The organism is Cognatishimia sp. MH4019 (genome assembly GCF_020177595.1).
Taxonomy (GTDB): domain Bacteria; phylum Pseudomonadota; class Alphaproteobacteria; order Rhodobacterales; family Rhodobacteraceae; genus JAHTBL01.
The window spans coordinates 518,945-537,064 of record NZ_JAHTBL010000001.1 but is presented as its reverse complement, the minus strand read 5'-3'; the positions used below and the strand labels follow the sequence as shown (position 1 = coordinate 537,064).

General features: G+C 59.4%; 19 protein-coding genes. 8 read left to right on the top strand and 11 right to left on the bottom strand.

Features of this window, described 5'->3' with window-relative positions; genetic code table 11:
- Positions 1-32: 32 nt before the first annotated feature.
- The 9 genes from KUW67_RS02610 to KUW67_RS02570 all read right to left on the bottom strand — a co-directional run bounded on the left by KUW67_RS02610 (position 33) and on the right by KUW67_RS02570 (position 8,656).
- Positions 33-509, bottom strand: coding sequence for an arsenate reductase ArsC (locus tag KUW67_RS02610; protein WP_224823702.1), 477 nt, complete (start codon positions 507-509; stop codon positions 33-35).
- Positions 510-550: 41 nt separating this feature from the next.
- A complete protein-coding gene (locus KUW67_RS02605; protein ID WP_224823701.1) occupies positions 551-664 on the bottom strand; it encodes an entericidin EcnA/B family protein in 114 nt (37 codons plus the stop codon).
- 5 nt (positions 665-669) lie between these two features.
- Complete coding sequence (locus KUW67_RS02600; protein ID WP_224823700.1) at positions 670-2,484, bottom strand: extracellular solute-binding protein; 1,815 nt, start codon at positions 2,482-2,484, stop codon at positions 670-672.
- A gap of 297 nt (positions 2,485-2,781) precedes the next feature.
- The gene (locus KUW67_RS02595; RefSeq protein ID WP_224823699.1) at positions 2,782-4,083 is read right to left on the bottom strand and encodes a branched-chain amino acid ABC transporter permease; all 1,302 of its coding nucleotides are present in this window, start codon (positions 4,081-4,083) and stop codon (positions 2,782-2,784) included.
- Positions 4,080-5,090, bottom strand: a complete 1,011-nt coding sequence (locus tag KUW67_RS02590) for a branched-chain amino acid ABC transporter permease (protein ID WP_224823698.1) — start codon at positions 5,088-5,090, stop codon at positions 4,080-4,082. The genes KUW67_RS02595 and KUW67_RS02590 overlap by 4 nt, the downstream gene beginning before the upstream one ends.
- Positions 5,091-5,465, bottom strand: coding sequence for a hypothetical protein (locus tag KUW67_RS02585; RefSeq protein WP_224823697.1), 375 nt, complete (start codon positions 5,463-5,465; stop codon positions 5,091-5,093).
- A 381-nt stretch (positions 5,466-5,846) separates the two neighbouring features.
- Complete coding sequence (locus KUW67_RS02580) at positions 5,847-6,560, bottom strand: ABC transporter ATP-binding protein (protein ID WP_224823696.1); 714 nt, start codon at positions 6,558-6,560, stop codon at positions 5,847-5,849.
- Positions 6,561-6,599: 39 nt separating this feature from the next.
- A complete protein-coding gene (locus KUW67_RS02575; protein WP_224823695.1) occupies positions 6,600-7,382 on the bottom strand; it encodes an ABC transporter ATP-binding protein in 783 nt (260 codons plus the stop codon).
- A 92-nt stretch (positions 7,383-7,474) separates the two neighbouring features.
- Positions 7,475-8,656: an ABC transporter substrate-binding protein gene (locus KUW67_RS02570; protein ID WP_224823694.1), complete on the bottom strand. Its 1,182-nt coding sequence runs from the start codon at positions 8,654-8,656 to the stop codon at positions 7,475-7,477.
- 175 nt (positions 8,657-8,831) lie between these two features.
- Here KUW67_RS02570 and KUW67_RS02565 point away from each other — a divergent pair, with 175 nt between their 5' ends.
- Together KUW67_RS02565 and KUW67_RS02560 are read left to right on the top strand one after the other, a co-directional pair.
- Positions 8,832-9,920 (top strand): PQQ-dependent sugar dehydrogenase, encoded by a 1,089-nt coding sequence (locus KUW67_RS02565; protein WP_224823693.1) that lies wholly within the window; start codon positions 8,832-8,834, stop codon positions 9,918-9,920.
- Positions 9,921-9,995: 75 nt separating this feature from the next.
- Positions 9,996-10,640: a thermonuclease family protein gene (locus KUW67_RS02560; protein ID WP_224823692.1), complete on the top strand. Its 645-nt coding sequence runs from the start codon at positions 9,996-9,998 to the stop codon at positions 10,638-10,640.
- Positions 10,641-10,685: 45 nt separating this feature from the next.
- On the opposite strand, the gene KUW67_RS02555 is transcribed toward KUW67_RS02560, so the two are convergent.
- The gene (locus tag KUW67_RS02555; RefSeq protein WP_224823691.1) at positions 10,686-11,690 is read right to left on the bottom strand and encodes a GlxA family transcriptional regulator; all 1,005 of its coding nucleotides are present in this window, start codon (positions 11,688-11,690) and stop codon (positions 10,686-10,688) included.
- Between the two features lie 182 nt (positions 11,691-11,872).
- On the opposite strand from KUW67_RS02555, the gene KUW67_RS02550 reads away from it, so the two are divergent.
- Entirely contained in the window at positions 11,873-13,243 is a 1,371-nt protein-coding gene (locus KUW67_RS02550; RefSeq protein WP_224823690.1) for a class II 3-deoxy-7-phosphoheptulonate synthase, read from the top strand.
- Positions 13,244-13,317: 74 nt separating this feature from the next.
- Positions 13,318-14,100, top strand: coding sequence for a transglutaminase family protein (locus KUW67_RS02545; RefSeq protein ID WP_224823689.1), 783 nt, complete (start codon positions 13,318-13,320; stop codon positions 14,098-14,100).
- Here KUW67_RS02545 and KUW67_RS02540 read toward each other — a convergent pair.
- On the bottom strand, positions 14,097-14,669 hold the full coding sequence (locus tag KUW67_RS02540) for a PAS domain-containing protein (protein ID WP_224823688.1): 573 nt from the start codon (positions 14,667-14,669) through the stop codon (positions 14,097-14,099). The two genes, KUW67_RS02545 and KUW67_RS02540, sit on opposite strands and share 4 nt — an antisense overlap.
- Positions 14,670-14,892: 223 nt before the next feature.
- On the opposite strand from KUW67_RS02540, the gene KUW67_RS02535 reads away from it, so the two are divergent.
- From KUW67_RS02535 to KUW67_RS02520, 4 genes are read left to right on the top strand one after another with little or no spacing between them, the layout of a single operon-like run.
- A complete protein-coding gene (locus tag KUW67_RS02535; protein WP_224823687.1) occupies positions 14,893-15,783 on the top strand; it encodes a YicC/YloC family endoribonuclease in 891 nt (296 codons plus the stop codon).
- 3 nt (positions 15,784-15,786) lie between these two features.
- A complete protein-coding gene (gene gmk, locus KUW67_RS02530; RefSeq protein WP_224823686.1) occupies positions 15,787-16,425 on the top strand; it encodes a guanylate kinase in 639 nt (212 codons plus the stop codon).
- Complete coding sequence (locus KUW67_RS02525; protein ID WP_224823685.1) at positions 16,422-16,949, top strand: gamma carbonic anhydrase family protein; 528 nt, start codon at positions 16,422-16,424, stop codon at positions 16,947-16,949. The genes gmk and KUW67_RS02525 overlap by 4 nt, the downstream gene beginning before the upstream one ends.
- Positions 16,946-18,118, top strand: a complete 1,173-nt coding sequence (locus tag KUW67_RS02520) for a PLP-dependent aspartate aminotransferase family protein (protein WP_224823684.1) — start codon at positions 16,946-16,948, stop codon at positions 18,116-18,118. The genes KUW67_RS02525 and KUW67_RS02520 overlap by 4 nt, the downstream gene beginning before the upstream one ends.
- The last annotated feature ends 2 nt before the right edge of the window (positions 18,119-18,120 follow it).

The window sequence follows — 18,120 nt, the reverse complement described above, 5'->3', positions numbered from 1 at the left end:
AACAGACAGGCTGTCACATGGGTCAGCCTGTCTCAGGCGGTCGCCTCGATGCTGCTGACATGGGCTTGCAGATCGGCACGGCTCATGGTGTGGATATCGGCAGCGACAAAGGCCTCTGCGCGCTTTTCCAACTCGTCATAGGCGGTCGCAAAGGCGGCGTCCCAATCGGGTTCTGCAGCGGCGGCGGGGTCTTCGACGCCCCAATGGCCACGCACAGGCGCACCGGGCCAGATCGGGCAGGTCTCTGATGCCGCAGAGCCGCAGACGGTGATGACCACATCCATCCCCGGCGCGCCGGGTTCGGCAAATTCGTCCCAGCTTTTGGAGCGGGCATCGGAGAGGTCATAGCCCTTGTCGCCCAGCATTATCAGCGTTTGCGGATGCACCTTGCCGGCCGGCGTGGAGCCCGCCGAATAGGTGGTCACACCATCGCCGCCAAGGCGATCCAACAGCTTTTCAAGGATGATCGAGCGGGCCGAGTTGCCGGTGCACAGGACGAGGATATTCATGCCCTTGCCCTAGGTCGCCAGTGTAACAGCCTTGTGACAGATCAGAACCAGCCACGCACCGTACGTGAGCCATCCGAGATATCCCGCCCGACACCTTCAACCGTGCCGCATCCAGCGGCCATCAAACACATCGCAATTGCAAGAACACGTATCATCGGTGTCACTCCTCATACCACCAGACGTCGGGCTGAAAGCCGGGCCAGTCACCATACATCGGCAAACGCTCGGGGAATTTCAACTCTTTAACATGGGCCAGTCGCGAGACCGGATTGTGCCAGATCGGGATCACATAGCGCCCCGAGGTCAGCACCCGGTCCAATGCGCGCACGGCGGCGCGGAAATCATCCTGATCGGAGGCGTTGAGCATCTCGTTGATCATCGCCTCGATCGCGGGGTTGCTGACACCCATCCAGTTGCGGGTGCCGGGCTGATCAACCCCGTCGCTGCCCCAATAGAGCAATTGCTCGTTACCGGGGCTGAGCGACAGTCCGCGGCGATAATAGGCCATATCGAAATCGTAATTCGTGGTGCGCTCCTGAAATTGGGCGCTATCGACGGTGGTGATCTGCGGTGTGATCCCCATCTGTTTGAGCGCATCGGCAAAGAGGTCCATGATCTGCCCGGTTGCCGTGGCGCCTTGTTGCAGCAAAATCTCGAACCGCATGGGCTGGCCATCAGGGCCGATCATCACGCCGTTTTCGACGGTATATCCGGCCTCTTCCAACAGCCCCAGCGCACGGCGCATGTTGCCCCGATTGCGGGCGGACCCGTCTGAGACAGGCAGGGTGTAGCCTTCAAGCGCGCCGGGCAGGAGGCTTTCCGCGAAAGGCTCCAGCAGCTCGGCCACGCGGCCTTCCGCGGGACCTTCTTGCATGCCCAGAACAGAATTCGAGAAGTAAGAGGTTATGCGCGGCTGCACGCCGCCATTGAGCGTCTGGTTGATGAATTCGAAATTGAACGCATGCAGCATCGCGTCGCGCACGCGCCAGTCGGCAAAAACGTCGCGGCGGGTGTTCATCACGAAGCCCTCGATACCCGACGGGCGCTGATGCGGGATCAATGACTGGACGATGTCACCCGACCGCACGGCGGGAAAGTCGTATTGTGCCTCCCACTTGGCGGCGTTCGTTTCGCGGTAACTGGTGATCTCTCCGGCTTTGAAAGCCTCGAAAACCACATCGCCATCGCCAAAAAAGTCGTAGCGGATCTCATCAAGGTTGGCTTGGCCGCTCATGAAGGGCAGGTCCTTGCCCCAGTAATCCGGATTGCGTTTGAGGATGACGTAGCGGTTCGGCTCGAAGTCGGCGATCACGTAAGGGGCAGAGCCGATGGGCACTATTTCCAGCGTGCTTTCTGCAAAATCCACGCCTTCATATTGTGCCTTCTGCAGGATCGGACGCATCCCCATAAGCAGCGGCAACTCTGCATCCACCGTGTTGAAGGTGAAGCGCACGGTGCGGTCATCGACGGCCTCGGATGTGGCGACCTTGTTCCAAGCGGTGTGATAGCGCGGATGGCCGACGGTCCCGAGGGTTTCGTAAGACCAAAGCACGTCTTCAACCGTCACCGGGCTATCATCAGAGAATCGGGCCTCGGGGCGGAGGGTGAACTGAACCCATTCACGGTTCTCGCCGACCTCAATCGATTCGGCCAAAAGACCGTAAAGCGAGAACGGCTCGTCGTAAGATCGGCCCATCAGGCTTTCAAAAACATGGGTGCGCACACCCCAGGGCGCGCGGCCTTTTCGGATATGCGGGTTGAGGCTGTCAAAGCCCCCAGGCTCTCCAAAGCGGATGCTGCCACCCTTCGGCGCGTCGGGGGTGGCATAAGGCAGAGACACAAAATCAGGTGGAAGCACCGGGTCGCCATACATAGCTATGCCGTGCTGCGGCTCGGCGCTTGCGAATCCCGCGACCGCCGAAAGCCCGACCACGGCGGCAAGAGTTCTGATATGTTGGAAAAAAACCGATCTCATTTGCGCAACAATCCTCGTGCCCCATTGTTTCTTTGAGCCAGAGCCTATTCGGGTGTTCCAGCCTTTTCAAACTTTTAGCTTGGAACGGGGCGGCAGATTGCTTATAACTAAGGCACTGCTCGATAGGTTTCTTGCCTGTATGAAACCTGCCTCAATAACTTAACGCCCGCTTCGTGCGGGCGTTTTTTTTGGGCATATCTCACGCGGAAAACACAATATAGCATGCGTCCCGGACATGATCCGGGACCTTGAGCGGTGAGAGGCCCCGGATCATGTCCGGGGCGTACGCGCGATGGTTCAGCGTTCGGGAATCAGACCGCGCGGACTGAAACGCAAAACAAGCAGCAGGATCAGACCCATCGTCAGAAGCCGCATATGGGCGGCGCTGTCGAGAAGATGCAGACGCAGGGCGCTGTCTTCGGACAGGCCCGCTGTCAGCGTCTCGATCAGGAACAACCCGACCGGTTCGACCTGCACCCAGAGGAACCAGATCAGGAAACCGCCCAGAACGGCGCCAAAATTGTTGCCTGAGCCGCCAACGATCACCATCACCCAGATCAGGAAAGTGAAGCGCAGCGGCTGGTAGCTGCCCGGTGTCAGTTGCCCGTCGAGCGTGGTCATCATCGCGCCTGCAATGCCGCAAATGGCCGAGCCGAGGATGAAGATTTGCAGATGGCGCGCTTTGACGTCCTTGCCCATCGCCTCGGCTGCGACCTCGTTGTCGCGAATGGCGCGCATCATGCGGCCCCATGGCGATTTCAGCGCAAGCTGTGCGCCCAGCAGCAGGATCACGAGAACCAGCGCGAATAGCAGGCCGTATTGGGTTTTCACAAAGAGCGTGGAGGCGGTGACCGGATCAACGCCAAAGCCTGCGGCCTGCTCTACAAAGCCCGGATCGTTTTGCAGATCAATCTCGCGCGGGACGGGGCGCGGCAGGCCGACCACGTTTTTGACGCCGCGCGCGAGCCAGTCTTCGTTTTTCATAACAGCGATGATAATCTCGGCAATGCCAAGCGTTGCAATCGCCAGATAGTCAGAACGCAGGCCGAGGGCGGTTTTGCCAATCACCCAAGCGACGCCTGCGGCCAGCAGCCCGCCCACGGGCCATGCGATGATAACCGGCAGGCCAAGCCCGCCCAGATTGCCCTGAAGCGCGGGGTTGATCGCCTCGACCGCAGCGACGCCCGGGTCGAGCACGGCACGGAAGATGAAAAAGCCCGCAATAAGGATGACTACAGTGGCCAACGCCTTGGCCTTTCCATGCAGGCGCGATTGCACAAGGACAGCGGCGACGATGGTCGCCGCCCCCAGCACAAGCGCCGTCAGGATGCGCACGCCGCCCGCTGCGAAAGCGCCCTCCACCGGGGGCATTGAGATCAGGACGGTGGCAAGCCCGCCCAAGGCGACAAAGCCCATGACGCCGACATTAAAGAGCCCCGCAAAGCCCCATTGAAGGTTAACGCCAAGCGCCATGATGGCCGAGATCAGCCCCATATTCAGAATGGTTAAGGCCGAGTTCCAGCTTTGCATCACGCCGGTCAAAACGATCAGCCCGCCGACAAGCGCGAAAAGGGCTACGTTGCGCATCGTCTCGCTCATACCGCTTTTCCTTTGAACAATCCTGTGGGTCGGAACAGCAGCACGATGATCAGGATCACAAAGCTGACCGCAAATTTATAATCGGTGGAGAGAAGCTGGACGAGGCCGTCCGGCTCGAGGCTTTCGGGCATCATGTAGCCCAGAACTTTTTTCCACGCATAGGTGATCGTCACCTCGGAAAAGGCGATCACGAAGCCCCCGACAATGGCGCCTAAGGGGCTGCCGAGGCCACCCACGATGGCGGAAGCGAAGATTGGCAGAAGCAGTTGGAAATAGGTGAACGGTTTAAACGACTTATCGAGGCCGTAGAGCGTACCAGCGACCGTCGCCAGTGCCGCCACAATCAGCCACGTATACATCACGACGCGGTCCGGGTTGATACCAGACAGAAGCGCCAGATCCTCGTTATCGGAAAATGCGCGCATGGATTTGCCAGTGCGCGTGCGGTTGAGGAACCAGAAGAGGATTGCGACCACGATGACGGCCGTGATCACGGTGATCCCTTGGGAGGTCTTGATCGCCAGTCCTTCGCGCAGGCCCGTCATCTCGCGGAAATCGCGCGCAGAAATGATGAAGCGCGCGCCATCGCCAAACCGCTGATCATCGGGTCCAATGATAAAGCGCACAAGGCCATTCATGATGAACATCACCCCCATGGAGACGATCACAAGGATCACCGGGGCAGCCTTTTGACGGCGGTAAAACTGGTAAACAAACTTGTCGGTCAACAGTAGCAGCGCAGCCGCCCCGATAATGCCAAACGGCAGCGCCAAAAGCGCGGTGGGCAGCGGCCCGAAAGAGATGCCAGCGGCCTGCATCGCCCATGTCACAAGGATCGTGACCATCGCACCAAAAGCCATCGTGTCGCCATGGGCGAAGTTGGAAAACCGCAGGATGCCGTAGATCAGCGTGACGCCAAGCGCGCCAAGCGCCAACTGGCTGCCATAGGCAATCGCCGGAATCAGCACGAAGTTTGACAGCGCAACAATCGCGTTCAGAAAATCCATCTAGTCGGTCTCCGTGCATTGGCCGTGATAGGTGACGGCAAGAGGGCCTTCAAGGATCAGCACCTGATACCGGCTGACGCCTTCGGGGCCGATCACGATGCGAAAAAGCGTGTCATCGCCTGTCGCGCGGTTCTCGACCACGGTGAAATCATCGGTCGAGACATAATGCGCGCCTTGGGTGCCCGCGACATCCCGCAACTCGGCCAGGCCGGAGGTCACGCCTTCGAGCGTGTCGAGATCACCGGGGATGATGTCGATGGTGAAATCGGTAGGCTGGCAGGCCTCTTCCTCGAAACACTCGACTGTATATTCGCAGGTCAGGGCGAAGGCGGGCAGGGGGGCGAGCAACCCGAGCGCAATAAGAGATAATCTCATGTTACGAGTCCTCACAACGGGTCAGGAAGGTGATTGAGCCAGGAACGTCTTCGATCAGACTATGGTGAACGAAAATTGCGTGCCTGCTCGGAAACATGCTCACGAAAACGGCGCCCGCACCTGCGTCTTTCCCAGCATAGTGAAGCGTCTGTGGCAAAGATCCATCTATCTGTTTCAATTGTAGACTGGACCCGCCGCGCGGTGAATAAACGGCGGATCGAGCATTCTCATCAATATCTAAGTCAATCCAGGTCTCAACAGGGGGAGTTTGGCACGGATCATCCAAATGGCAAAACTTGACGACGTTGCATTCTATAGTTTGGGTCTGTGCAGCGATAGGTGTCAAACACAAGAAGATCAGGGAGCAAAGCCGTCGCATCATCACCCTCCCAGAAAACTCTTGCGCACGTCTGGGTCGGCCAGAAGCGCTTTGCCGGTGTCGGTGAAGGCGTTGCGGCCTTGAACCAGCACGTAGCCTTTGTCGGCAATCTCCAGCGCTTGCCGTGCGTTTTGCTCGACCATCAGGATCGAGATGCCTGTGCGAGCGACTTCGATGATCCGGTCGAAAAGCTCATCCATTACAATGGGGGAGACGCCTGCGGTCGGCTCGTCCAGCATCAGCACATCCGGTTGCGTCATCAAAGCGCGGCCCACGGCGACCTGCTGGCGTTGGCCACCTGACAATTCGCCCGCAGCCTGACGGCGCTTATCGCCCAGGATCGGGAACAGATCATAGACCTGTGCGATCGTCTTGCCGATGTCATCGCGGCGCAGGAACGCGCCCATTTCAAGGTTCTCTTCAACCGTCATGGAGGTGAAGATGTTGCTGGTCTGCGGCACGAAAGCCATGCCTTTGGCAACACGCGCCTGCGGGGTCAGCGCGGTAATATCCTCGCCATCCAGAAACACGCCACCGGTGTGGATGTTGAGCATCCCAAACACCGCCTTCATGGCGGTAGACTTGCCAGCCCCGTTCGGCCCCACGATGACCGCGATCTCGCCCTTGTCCACGGCCAAGGTGCAGTCATGCAGGATGTCCGCGCCAGAGCCGTAGCCCCCGGTCATCCCTTTCCCGATCAGAAACGGCTCAGCCATGGGGGTTCATCTTTGCAAAAATACTCAAATCCCACCTCGTCACGCGCTCACCGCGTCTTTGTTTTTCAAACCGGTGCCCAGATAGGCTTCGATCACCTGTTCGTTGGCCTTTATCTCGTCGATTGTACCTTCGGCCAGCACCTTGCCTTCGGCCATGCAGATGACCGGATCGCAGAGACGACCGATGAAGTCCATGTCATGCTCGATCATGCAGAAGGTGTAGCCACGTTCTTTGTTCAAACGCAGGATTGCGTCGCCGATCGTGTTGAGAAGCGTGCGGTTCACGCCAGCGCCGACTTCATCCAGAAAGACGATCTTGGCGTCGACCATCATGGTGCGCCCCAGCTCCAGAAGCTTCTTCTGCCCGCCTGAGAGATTGCCCGCTTTTTCGTCTTTCAAATGGTCAATGGTCAGAAATTCCAACACCTCATCGGCTTTTGCCAGAAGGGCGCGTTCCTCGTCTGCGATGCGCCTGCGACCGAACCACGTGTTCCAAAGTGTCTCGCCGGTCTGCCCGGCGGGGACCATCATCAAATTTTCGCGCACGCTCATGGAGCTGAACTCATGGGCGATCTGGAAAGTGCGCAAAAGGCCTTTGCCGAAGAGATCGTGCGGTTCCAACCCGGTGATGTCTTCACCGTCCATGAACACACGGCCAGATGTTGGCTTAAGAACGCCCGCAATCACGTTGAAAAGAGTGGTTTTTCCGGCACCGTTCGGACCAATCAGCCCAGTGATCGAGCCGCTTTTGATCTCAAGCGTCGCGCCATCGACCGCGTGAAAGCCGCCGAAATGCTTGTGGACGTCTTCAACGACGATCATATGGATCCCTTTCGCACTTAAAAAACGCGCGTTATATTATTGAAACAGCGCGAGGTTTCACCCTCGCGCTGTCGTTTTTCAAACGTTCGGACTTAGCGATATTTCGCTGTCGTGATCTCGCCGCCTTCGACCACGATTTCGCGGTAGTTACCAGCCGATTCGCCGGGGCCGATCAGCTCAACAGCCGATGCACCGACATAGTCCACGTCACCGCCGCCTTTGATAATCTCCAGCGCTTTGGCCAGCTCACCGGGGAAAATCTGCTCGCCCGGTGCGTTGGCCACATCCATGATGTGATCCTTGTAATCGCCCGGTTCAGCAGAGCCTGCGGCCTGCATGGCCAGCATCATCAGCGCTGCGGCGTCATAGCTTTCCGGTGTGAAAGGCGAGCTGGGATCGAACGCGTCGCCGACCAGTTCGGCAAAGAGCTCTTTACCGGGGCTGTCGGTGCCGGGGTGCTGCCCGGTGGAGCCGTCAATCTCGGAGCCGAAGTTCTCAGCCAGCTGGGCCGAGATCATGCCATCGGGGAAGTGGAACGTGTCAAACGCGCCAGAATCAAGCGCTGCGCGCACGATGCCCGAACCACCCTGGTCCACGTAACCGGCCACGACCAGACGCTCACCGCCGGCAGCCGCCAATGCGCCAACTTCGGCAGAGTAATCGGCCTTGCCGTCTTCATGGGCCGCCGAGATGGTCACGGTGCCGCCAGCGGCTTCCCATTCGGCTTGGAACGCGTCGGCCAAACCTTTGCCGTAGTCGTTGTTGGTGTAGGTCAGCGCGACCTCTTTCAGGCCTTGCTCCATCAGCACTTCGGTCATCACGGCACCTTGGCGCGCGTCAGAGGGGGCTGTGCGGAAGAAGAGACCGTTATCTTCGGCGTCCGACAGGCCGGGCGACGTGGCAGAGGGCGACACCATTACAACGCCGTTGGCCAGTGCGACATTAGACAGGATCGCGCCGGTCACACCAGAGCAGTCTGCGCCCATGATCCCTTTGACACCATCGGATGTGATCAGACGTTCGGCAGCCGCCGTGGCTGCGCCCGCGTCGACGCATGTGCTGTCCGCGCGCACCGGGGTGACAGAGGCACCATCCAGAAGCATACCGGATTCGGTCACTTCGGACATTGCCAGTTCAGCACCATCGGCCATCGAGGGGGTCAGCGATTCAATCGGGCCTGTGAAGCCGAGGATCACGCCGATTTTGATGTCTTCGGCTTGCGCCATGCCCGCCGTCAAAGCAGCAGCGGTCGTTGCAAGTAGCAATTTTTTCATTTGTATTCTCCCATGTTGGATACCAAATCCATGCCGAAGACTATCGCGTCTTGTGGGAAAGAAAAGTGGATAAACGGGGAAATTTCCTAAAGGAAGCCGATCTCACAAGACAGTTACGGCTCTTGGTGCGCGCTGTTGCGTGGCTAGGTATAATGACAGACACGCGGAGGTTGTGATGCGCAGACTACTCCTGGTGATGAGCGTTCTGGTGGCGATGCCGATGGCAGCGCAGGCCTTGCAGAGCGAAAGCGGGCCGCTGCAGGTCTCGGTCATGGCCGATGATCTGGACGCGCCCTGGGCCATGGGCTTTTTGCCGGGCGGCGGATTTCTGGTGACAGAACGCGGCGGCACGTTGCTGCATTTCCGCCCCAACGGGCGGCGCATCGCGGTCAGCGGCTTGCCCGAGATTGCTGTGGGTGGGCAAGGCGGTTTGCTGGATATCCTGATCCCGCGTGACTTTGCCGAAACCCGCGAAGTTCTGTTCACCTACGCCAAGGCGCAAGGGCGCGGGGAAGGCACAGCGCTTGCTGCGGGTATTCTGAGCGCCGATGGCACGGCGTTGCAGAACGTGCGCGTTCTCTTTGAGATCGAGCGCGGTTCCAACGGGGGTCGGCATTTCGGCTCGCGGCTGGTGGAGGCCAATGACGGGACGATCTTCATGACAGTAGGAGATCGCGGCGACCGACCTTCTGCGCAGGATCTGGGCGTGCATAACGGGTCTGTTTTGCGGCTCAATCGCGATGGGTCTGTGCCGTCGAATAACCCGTTCGTCGATGAAGAGGGCGCCCAGCCCGAGATCTGGTCTTATGGGCATCGCAATCCGCAAGGGGCTGCTTTAGATACAGCCGGCCAGCTTTGGGTCAACGAGCACGGCGCGCGCGGTGGTGACGAAGTGAACCGCGTGCAACGCGGGGCGAATTATGGCTGGCCGGTGATTTCCTACGGGCGGCACTACTCGGGCCTACCGATTGGCGAGGGCACGACCAAAATCGGGCTGCAACAGCCTGTGCATTACTGGGACCCGTCCATCGCGCCGTCGGGAATGATGATTTACACAGGCGAGATGTTTCCTGAATGGGAGGGCGACATGTTTGTGGGTTCGCTCAAGTTCGGTCTGATCAGCCGCTTGTCTGCGGCAGGGGATGAGGAAGAACGCATCGCAGGGCCGGAGACCGACCGTGTTCGGGATATCCGCCAAGCACCAGACGGGTCGATTTGGGTGATGTCTGTGGGGAACGGAGCGATTTACCGGCTGAGCAAATAGGTCGCATCAGTCGATCCAGACAAGACAGATTACAGTTGATCTGATAATTCCCCCATAGATTGTATTGAGGGAATTATGGAAGAGATTGAAGGTCTTATCGCGGTTTTGGCGATAGCGGGCATAGTGCTCTGGTTGCTGAAAACGGCTAAATCGCCAAAGCGAAAACAATCACTAGGTAAAAACACGCATCCCGAAACGAAGGTTGTCGCTCCGCTTGTCAAGCCCGCAACGCCTCCTGACCAGAAGCAATTTAAGAAACCCTACGACGTAAAGCTCACCAAGCCCGAGCCCAGTATAGAGACGGTTTGCGGACGCGCCTTTGTTGTCGATGGCGACACGATCGTTATCAATAAACTTCAGATTAGGCTGTTCGGCATTGATGCGCCTGAGCTGAACCATCCTTACGGCCAGAAAGCGAAATGGGCGCTGGTGCGGCTGTGTAAGGGCCACATGTTAAAGGCTGATATCATCGAAGAAGACACGCATGGGCGAACCGTCGCAAGGTGTTGGCTTCCTGATGGCCGGGACCTGTCTGCGGAAATGGTCAAGGAAGGGTTAGCAATTGACTGGCCAAAATTCTCAGGCGGTCGCTACAAAATCCTTGAGGTAGTTGATGCACGCAAACGCATGTGGCTGGCTGATGCACGTCAGAAAGGTCGGATGCACGTCTGGGAACAGTTTGAGGCGCGCCAATCAAAGCGGTCCGCGCCCCGGACTTGAACCGGGGCCTCTGATGTCGAGGTCCCGGATCAGGTCCGGGACGGGTTAAATCGACAATCGTGCCGCCTGCGCCCCGCGTTCGCGGTAGGGCGTCGTGTCATAGTGCGAGCGGTAGCATTTGGAGAAATGCGACGGGCTGGCGAAGCCGCAGGCGAGCGCCACGTTGATCACGCTCATATCCGTTTGCATGAGCAGATTGCGCGCTTTTTGCAGGCGCAGTTCCATGTAGTAGCGCTTGGGCGAGCGATTGAGATAGCGGCGGAACAGCCTCTCTAGCTGGCGGGTCGACATGCCGACATCTCGGGCGAGGATCGAGGGGCTGATCGGCTCTTCGATGTTCGCCTCCATCATCTGGATGACCTGAGACAGCTTCGGGTGCCGCACACCGATGCGGGTGGGGATCGACAAGCGTTGGGTATCCTGATCGGTGCGGATCGAGCTGTAGATCAACTGGTCGGCCACGGCGTTCGCCAGCTCCTCGCCATGATCGTTGGCGATCAGCTTGAGCATCAGATCAATGGACGACGTGCCCCCTGCGGTCGTGTAGCGGTTGCCGTCGATGACGAAGACAGATTTGGTCAGCTCGACCTCGTCAAACTCTTCGGCGAAGCTGTCCTGGTTCTCCCAGTGGATCGTGGCTTTCTTGCCATCCAGCAGCCCCGCAGAGGCCAGCGCATGGCCCGCAGTGCACAGGCCACCAATCGTGGCCCCTTTGCGCGCCTCGCGGCGCAGCCAGTTCAACAACCGCTTGGTGGTCGCGACTTGCACGTCGATGCCGCCGCACACAAGGATCGTGTCATCGCGCAGCGTCTCGTCCAGATCGTTGTCCACTTTGAAGCTGGTGCCCGCCGAACAGGTGACAAAATCGCCGCCTTCTCCAACCAGCCGCCACTCATAAAGCGGGTGCCCGGCCATGCGGTTGGCGATGCGCAGTGATTCCACAGCAGAGGCGAAACACAGCATCGTAAAATTCTCGAGCAGAACGAACACAAAGCGGCGCGGTTTCTGGCCGCCAGTGTCGATCTCTACCAAGGGGCTGTCTGCTGTCATCGGGTCGTCTTCTTCGTAGGTGATAATGTGCAGCTAAGTCAGGTTTGCCGAACCGGATCAAGAGCAATCGCATGACATGTCCAAAGGGGTAGGCGCGACGGAAGCGACGTGATATCTGCGGTGGCCTCGGCGGGCGATCTGACATATATTGTCCGCTGCTAACGCTAACAGGAGCAAAAACAATGACCGAGTGGCACAAATCTGACTGGCGCGCGAAACCGCGGGTTCAGATGCCGGACTATACCGACACGGACCAGCTGACTGCAGTGGAAAGCCGTTTGTCGAGCTATCCGCCGCTGGTTTTTGCAGGTGAGGCGCGCACATTGCGGGCGCAACTGGCCAAGGCGTCCCGTGGGGAAGCATTTTTGCTGCAAGGCGGCGACTGTGCCGAGAGCTTTGAGGAGTTCTCCGCCGATACGATCCGCGACACGTTCAAGGTGATGTTGCAAATGGCGATGGTGCTGACCTATGGCGCGAAAGTGCCTGTCATCAAGGTCGGCCGCATGGCCGGGCAATTCGCCAAACCGCGATCCGCCCCGACCGAGACGAAGGATGGCGTAGAGCTGCCCAGCTACCGCGGCGATATCATCAACAATATCGACTTCACGCCTGAGGCGCGCATCCCCAATGCAGAGCGGATGCTGCGTGCTTACACGCAGGCCGCCGCGTCCTTGAACCTTGTTCGTGCTTTTTCGACAGGCGGTTATGCGGACGTCAATCAGGTGCATGGCTGGACGCTGGGCTTCACCGAAGGATCCGAGGCCGCGCGCTACCGCGATATGGCCAACCGGATCAGCGACACGCTGGATTTCATGAAAGCCGCCGGCGTGAATGAAGCCACTGCCCACACGCTGCAATCGGTGGATTTCTACACCAGCCACGAGGCGCTTTTGCTGGAATATGAAGAGGCGCTGACCCGCGTGGACAGCACCTCGGGACAGTGGATCGCAGGTTCGGGTCACATGATCTGGATCGGGGATCGCACCCGCCAGCCTGACGGCGCTCATGTGGAATTCTGTCGCGGTGTGATGAACCCGATCGGTTTGAAATGTGGTCCGACGACGACGGCTGATGATCTCAAGGTTCTGATGCAGAAGCTGAACCCTGAAAACGAAGCCGGACGTCTGACGCTGATCGCGCGCTTTGGCGCGGGGTCGGTGGGCGAGCATCTGCCGCGCCTCATCAAGGCGGTTCAGGAAGAGGGTGCCAATGTCGTCTGGTCCTGCGATCCGATGCATGGCAACACGATCAAGGCAGCGTCGGGCTACAAGACCCGTCCATTTGAGAGCGTGTTGCGCGAAGTAACCGAATTCTTTGGCGTGCATAAGGCCGAGGGCACAATCCCCGGCGGTGTGCATTTCGAGATGACCGGTCAGGACGTGACCGAGTGCACTGGCGGCGTGCGGGCCGTGTCGGATGAGGATCTGTCGGATCGCTATCACACGGCATGTGACCCGCGTCTGAACGCCTCGCAATCGTTGGAACTGGCGTTTTTGGTAGCAGAACAACTGTCGGATCGTCGTGGCGATTTGAAAGAAGCGCAGTCGGCTTAACGCCCACGGCTCTTTACAAAACGGTAACCTGTTCCCCACGGGGAACAGGTCGCTTGCCTTGAAAGGTGTATCTTATGCGGCTCGATATCGATGTCCATTTGCATTACACCATGTCGAACCCGACCGATCTTTTGCTGCAGATCGAAGCGGCTGACCTGGCCGACCAAAAGGTCATCTCTCGGCAGATGCTGACTGATCCGGTGGATCATTTCATCCGCGTCACCGCCGAGGATGGTTTAGGAGAGCGTGCCTGGCTACGCTGTGACGATGCGCTGCGCTGCAATTACACGGCTCAAGTGCTGGTGGACCGACCCCGGCTTGATCTCGCGCCGCTCGGCGCTGTGCCGCCGCATTTGTTGCCCGGAGATACGGTGCGCTATCTAATGCCCTCGCGCTATTGTCCCTCGGATGAGTTTCAGACCTTCGTGGCGTCCGAGTTTGGGGGCCTGCAGGGCGGTGCGCTGATCAAGGCGATGCGCGATTGGTTAAACCACACACTCGGCTACGTGCCGGGGGTGTCCGGCCCGCAAACGACCGCGTTGGATACGTTCGTGCAGCGTCAGGGCGTGTGTCGGGATTTCGCACATCTGATGGTTTGTTTTGCCCGCGCGGCGGCCATTCCCGCGCGGTTCGTCAGCGTCTATGCGCCCGATGTCACGCCGCAGGATTTCCACGCTGTCGCAGAGGTCTATCTGGACGGCACATGGCATCTGGTAGATGCAACAGGCATGGCCCCTGCGGACACAATCGCACGGATAGGCGTCGGAATGGACGCGGCTGAGGTGTCATTTCTGACAAGCTACGGGCCGATCGGTTTTCTTGCACAAACCGTCAACGTGACGGCGCATCACGATTAGTCACGAGAGCTGACAAGCCGCAGATGTGATCCATTGGTGTAGACCTTGGGACGCGGTGCGCCGATCGCGTCGACTTGCATATCCTCGATGGCAAAGCGGCGCGGCGTGCGGCCCGCACGACTATTGCTGACAAAGCAGCCAAGCGCACGGGTGACATTCCCGTTGCCATCCGTCAGCGGGAAAAGCGCCATCGTAGCGTCCAGCGCAGGACGCGAGATGCCACGCGGGCTGAGTAAGCTAAACCTTGCAATGGCGGGCTTTTTGAACACGGCCTCCAACGGGGTGACAAGCTTGACCCGCGCATCCACATCCATCATCGCGGTGATCGGCATGCCACGCACATCCATGCCCATCAGATCGCACAAATTCCCACCGGCAAGGCGGAACCGCGCGATACCCGGCGCGACGCGTTCCAGAATGAAGGCACTGGGAAGGGCCGCTTCGATACCCCGGGGATTGATGTCGGCGCGTGTTGGCACAAGCGCGCCTTTGCGTTGCTCGGACCAATACGCCTCGACCTGCGCAATCAGAGAGTGACCGGCGGCACGAGGGGCAGAGTTGCGGCGCATCTGGCGTCCTTTCTGACCGTTCGAGAACGGTATAACATATGACAATTCAGACCCTTTCATCTGACCACCGTACCTGCGGCCTGCAGGGGCGGCGGCGCTTGTCGGCGTGGGTCATTCATGCTTAACCATTGCCTAACAATTGCGTCACAAACCTTACTCGGGCGTTAATATCGCACGGTTTGTTTCAAATTTGGTGTGAAAAAGAACTAAAAGGTTAACAGCCATGCTCGCCTCCATGACCGCCTTCACCGCGCATTCCAATGCGGGCGAACACCACGCATGGAGCTGGGACCTGCGAGGGGTCAATGCCAAAGGTCTCGATATCCGGCTGCGACTGCCTGACTGGATCGAAGGGCTTGAGCAAAGCGTGAAGGCCAAGATCGCGCAGCATGTGGCGCGGGGCAATGTCACATTGGGTCTGCGGATCAGCCGCGAAGAGGGTGCGAGCGGGCTGTCGATCAATCAAGACACGCTGAACGCAGTCTTGGGCACGTTGCGCCAGATCGAGAGCCATGCGCAGATGCAAGGGATCTCTGTCGCACCCGTGACCGCGCTTGATCTGATGTCGGCGCGCGGGGTGATGGATGCGAGCCAGACGGCGCAGGACACGGCGCCGCTCAAAGCCGCGCTGCTGGTTGATCTGGATCGTCTGCTGGAGGATTTCGTCAAGATGCGCACCGCCGAAGGCCGCGCGTTGGAAACGGTGCTGAACGGTCAGATCGACACGATTGAGAGCCTGACAAAAGCGGCGGCTGAGGCGGCGGAGGCGCGGCGTGCCCATGTGGCTGACACGCTTAAGGCTAATCTGGCCCGAGTGATGGAAAACGCCGATGGTGTGGATGCGGACCGGGTCGCGCAAGAGCTCGCAATGCTGGCCGTGAAGGCAGATGTCACCGAAGAGATTGACCGGCTTGGCGCCCATGTTGACGCGGCGCGCGCTTTGCTGGCGCAAGGCAGCCCCATCGGGCGCAAGCTCGACTTTCTGATGCAGGAGTTCAACCGCGAGGCCAATACGCTGTGTTCCAAGTCGCAAGATACCGCGCTGACGGCAATCGGGCTTGACCTGAAAGCGACCATCGACCAGATGCGGGAGCAAGTTCAGAATGTGGAGTGAAACATGAGCCGGCGTGGTCTTCTCATTATCCTGTCCTCACCGTCGGGGGCGGGAAAATCCACACTGGCCCGCCGTTTGATGGCCTGGGATGACAGTTTGCGCTTTTCTGTCTCGGCCACGACACGCCTGCCGCGGGACGGCGAAGTGGAAGGCGAGCATTACTATTTTCGCAGCCATGACGAATTTCGCCATTTGATCGACACCGGCGAGATGCTGGAACATGCCGAGGTTTTTGGAAATCTGTACGGATCACCAAAAACGCCTGTAGAAGACGCGATCAATGCCGGGCGAGATGTGCTGTTTGATATCGACTGGCAAGGTGGGCAGCAGGTGCGCAACTCGCCATTGGACAAGCATGTGCTGTCGATCTTCATTCTGCCGCCCTCGATCCACGAGTTGGAGCGCCGCTTGCGGGCGCGGGCGCAAGATAGCGACGAGGTGATCGCCGCGCGGATGCAGAAGTCCCGCGATGAGATCAGCCATTGGGCCGAATATGATTTCGTGCTGATCAACGACAATCTCGATGAGACCGAAGAAAAGCTGAAAACCATCATCATGTCGGAACGGATGCGCCGAACGCAGCAGCCTGATCTGGCCGACGCCGTGCGCACACTCAACGCTGAATTCGAGGACCGCCAATGACGCTTTACACGCTGGAAGATCATGCGCCTGTTCTGCCCGAGAATGGGGATTTCTGGGTGGCACCGGATGCCAATGTCATCGGCAAGGTGGTTCTTGGGTCTGGGTCGTCGATCTGGTTCGGCGCGACGTTGCGCGGGGACAATGAGGCGATTGTCGTGGGCGAAGGCTCGAACGTGCAGGAGAACAGCGTTCTGCACACGGATATGGGATTTCCGCTGACCATCGGACGCGATTGTACGATTGGGCATAAGGCGATGCTGCATGGCTGCACGATTGGCGATCAAAGCCTGATCGGGATGGGCGCGACCGTGTTGAACGGCGCAAAAATTGGCAAGAACTGCCTGATTGGGGCGGGGGCGCTGATCACCGAAGGCAAAGAGATCCCCGATGGCTCTTTAGTGATGGGCGTACCGGGCAAGGTTGTGCGGGAGTTGGACGACAAGGCAATCCAAGGGCTTAAAGCCTCGGCGCTGGGATATCAGGCCAACATGCGCCGCTTTCGCGAAGGACTGACCGCGCTATGAGCGATGAGTTGATCCGCAGAACACCGTGGCCGGAAAGCTCATCGCGCGCCGTGGTGACGCCGCTGCAGCCGTCGGTTGTCTATGCGTCCGACAGCCCCGATGCGTTGGACGATCAATATGAAGGCCGCGCCAAGGGGTTCACCTATGCGCGCGAAGGGCATCCCAATGCGGAAGTGCTTGCACGCAAGATTGATGCGCTGGAAGGGGCCGAAGGCGGCTTGATCGTAGGCTCTGGCATGGCGGCTGTCACAGCGACGATGCTCGGGCTGCTGAAGGCAGGCGATCATGTGCTGGGCGGCGATCAGCTATACGGGCGCAGCTTGCGAATGATGCGCGAGGAGTTGCCGCGCTTTGGCGTCGAAACCTCGCTGGCCGACCCAACCGATGGTGCCGCGATGGCGGCTGCGGTGCGACCCAACACCAAGCTGGTGCTGGTCGAGCTGGTAAGCAATCCGACGCTGCGGGTGGCCGATATCGAGGCTATCGCGACGCTCTGCAAGGAAAAGGGGCTGCTGCTGGTCGTGGACAACACCTTCACGACGCCGCGCAGCTACCAGCCGTTTGAGCATGGTGCGGATGTGGTGATCCATTCGGTCACCAAGCTTTTGGCAGGGCATTCGGACGTGACGCTGGGCTATGTGGCCGCCGCCGATCCCGCGCATCGCGAGGCCATCTATGTGACGGCTGTCACGACAGGCCTGACACCCAGCCCCTTTGATTGCTGGCTGGCCGAGCGGGGGCTTTACAGTTTCAACCTGCGCTATGACCGCGCCGAGGAGAACGCGGCAGCGCTGGCCGATCATATCGCGGCGTTGCCGGGGGTGACGCGGGTGCTGTATCCGACGCGGCCCGATCATCCAGATCACAACCGCGCGGCGCATCTGCTGGGTGCGCGCGGCGGCAATATGGTCAGTTTTGAGGTCGAAGGCGGGCGTGGGGCGGCGAACCGGCTTACGCAAGCGGCTGAAAACATCGCTTTCGCGCCAACGCTGGGGGATATCGGCACGACGCTGTCGCATCCCGCCTCCAGCTCGCACCGGGGTCTGACGCCAGAGGCGCGCGCGGCCATTGGGATCAGCGAAGGGTTCTTCCGGGTCTCTGTGGGGTGCGAAGATATCGGGTTGCTGAAAGCCGAGTTCGAGGCAGCCATCCGGGCGGCGCGCGGCTAGAC

Coding starts and splice junctions, on each gene's coding strand:
- KUW67_RS02610 (WP_224823702.1), bottom strand. CDS start 509: ATGAATATCCTCGTCCTGTGCACCGGCAACTCGGCCCGCTCGATCATC.
- KUW67_RS02605 (WP_224823701.1), bottom strand. CDS start 664: ATGATACGTGTTCTTGCAATTGCGATGTGTTTGATGGCCGCTGGATGC.
- KUW67_RS02600 (WP_224823700.1), bottom strand. CDS start 2,484: ATGAGATCGGTTTTTTTCCAACATATCAGAACTCTTGCCGCCGTGGTC.
- KUW67_RS02595 (WP_224823699.1), bottom strand. CDS start 4,083: ATGAGCGAGACGATGCGCAACGTAGCCCTTTTCGCGCTTGTCGGCGGG.
- KUW67_RS02590 (WP_224823698.1), bottom strand. CDS start 5,090: ATGGATTTTCTGAACGCGATTGTTGCGCTGTCAAACTTCGTGCTGATT.
- KUW67_RS02585 (WP_224823697.1), bottom strand. CDS start 5,465: ATGAGATTATCTCTTATTGCGCTCGGGTTGCTCGCCCCCCTGCCCGCC.
- KUW67_RS02580 (WP_224823696.1), bottom strand. CDS start 6,560: ATGGCTGAGCCGTTTCTGATCGGGAAAGGGATGACCGGGGGCTACGGC.
- KUW67_RS02575 (WP_224823695.1), bottom strand. CDS start 7,382: ATGATCGTCGTTGAAGACGTCCACAAGCATTTCGGCGGCTTTCACGCG.
- KUW67_RS02570 (WP_224823694.1), bottom strand. CDS start 8,656: ATGAAAAAATTGCTACTTGCAACGACCGCTGCTGCTTTGACGGCGGGC.
- KUW67_RS02565 (WP_224823693.1), top strand. CDS start 8,832: ATGCGCAGACTACTCCTGGTGATGAGCGTTCTGGTGGCGATGCCGATG.
- KUW67_RS02560 (WP_224823692.1), top strand. CDS start 9,996: ATGGAAGAGATTGAAGGTCTTATCGCGGTTTTGGCGATAGCGGGCATA.
- KUW67_RS02555 (WP_224823691.1), bottom strand. CDS start 11,690: ATGACAGCAGACAGCCCCTTGGTAGAGATCGACACTGGCGGCCAGAAA.
- KUW67_RS02550 (WP_224823690.1), top strand. CDS start 11,873: ATGACCGAGTGGCACAAATCTGACTGGCGCGCGAAACCGCGGGTTCAG.
- KUW67_RS02545 (WP_224823689.1), top strand. CDS start 13,318: ATGCGGCTCGATATCGATGTCCATTTGCATTACACCATGTCGAACCCG.
- KUW67_RS02540 (WP_224823688.1), bottom strand. CDS start 14,669: ATGCGCCGCAACTCTGCCCCTCGTGCCGCCGGTCACTCTCTGATTGCG.
- KUW67_RS02535 (WP_224823687.1), top strand. CDS start 14,893: ATGCTCGCCTCCATGACCGCCTTCACCGCGCATTCCAATGCGGGCGAA.
- gmk (WP_224823686.1), top strand. CDS start 15,787: ATGAGCCGGCGTGGTCTTCTCATTATCCTGTCCTCACCGTCGGGGGCG.
- KUW67_RS02525 (WP_224823685.1), top strand. CDS start 16,422: ATGACGCTTTACACGCTGGAAGATCATGCGCCTGTTCTGCCCGAGAAT.
- KUW67_RS02520 (WP_224823684.1), top strand. CDS start 16,946: ATGAGCGATGAGTTGATCCGCAGAACACCGTGGCCGGAAAGCTCATCG.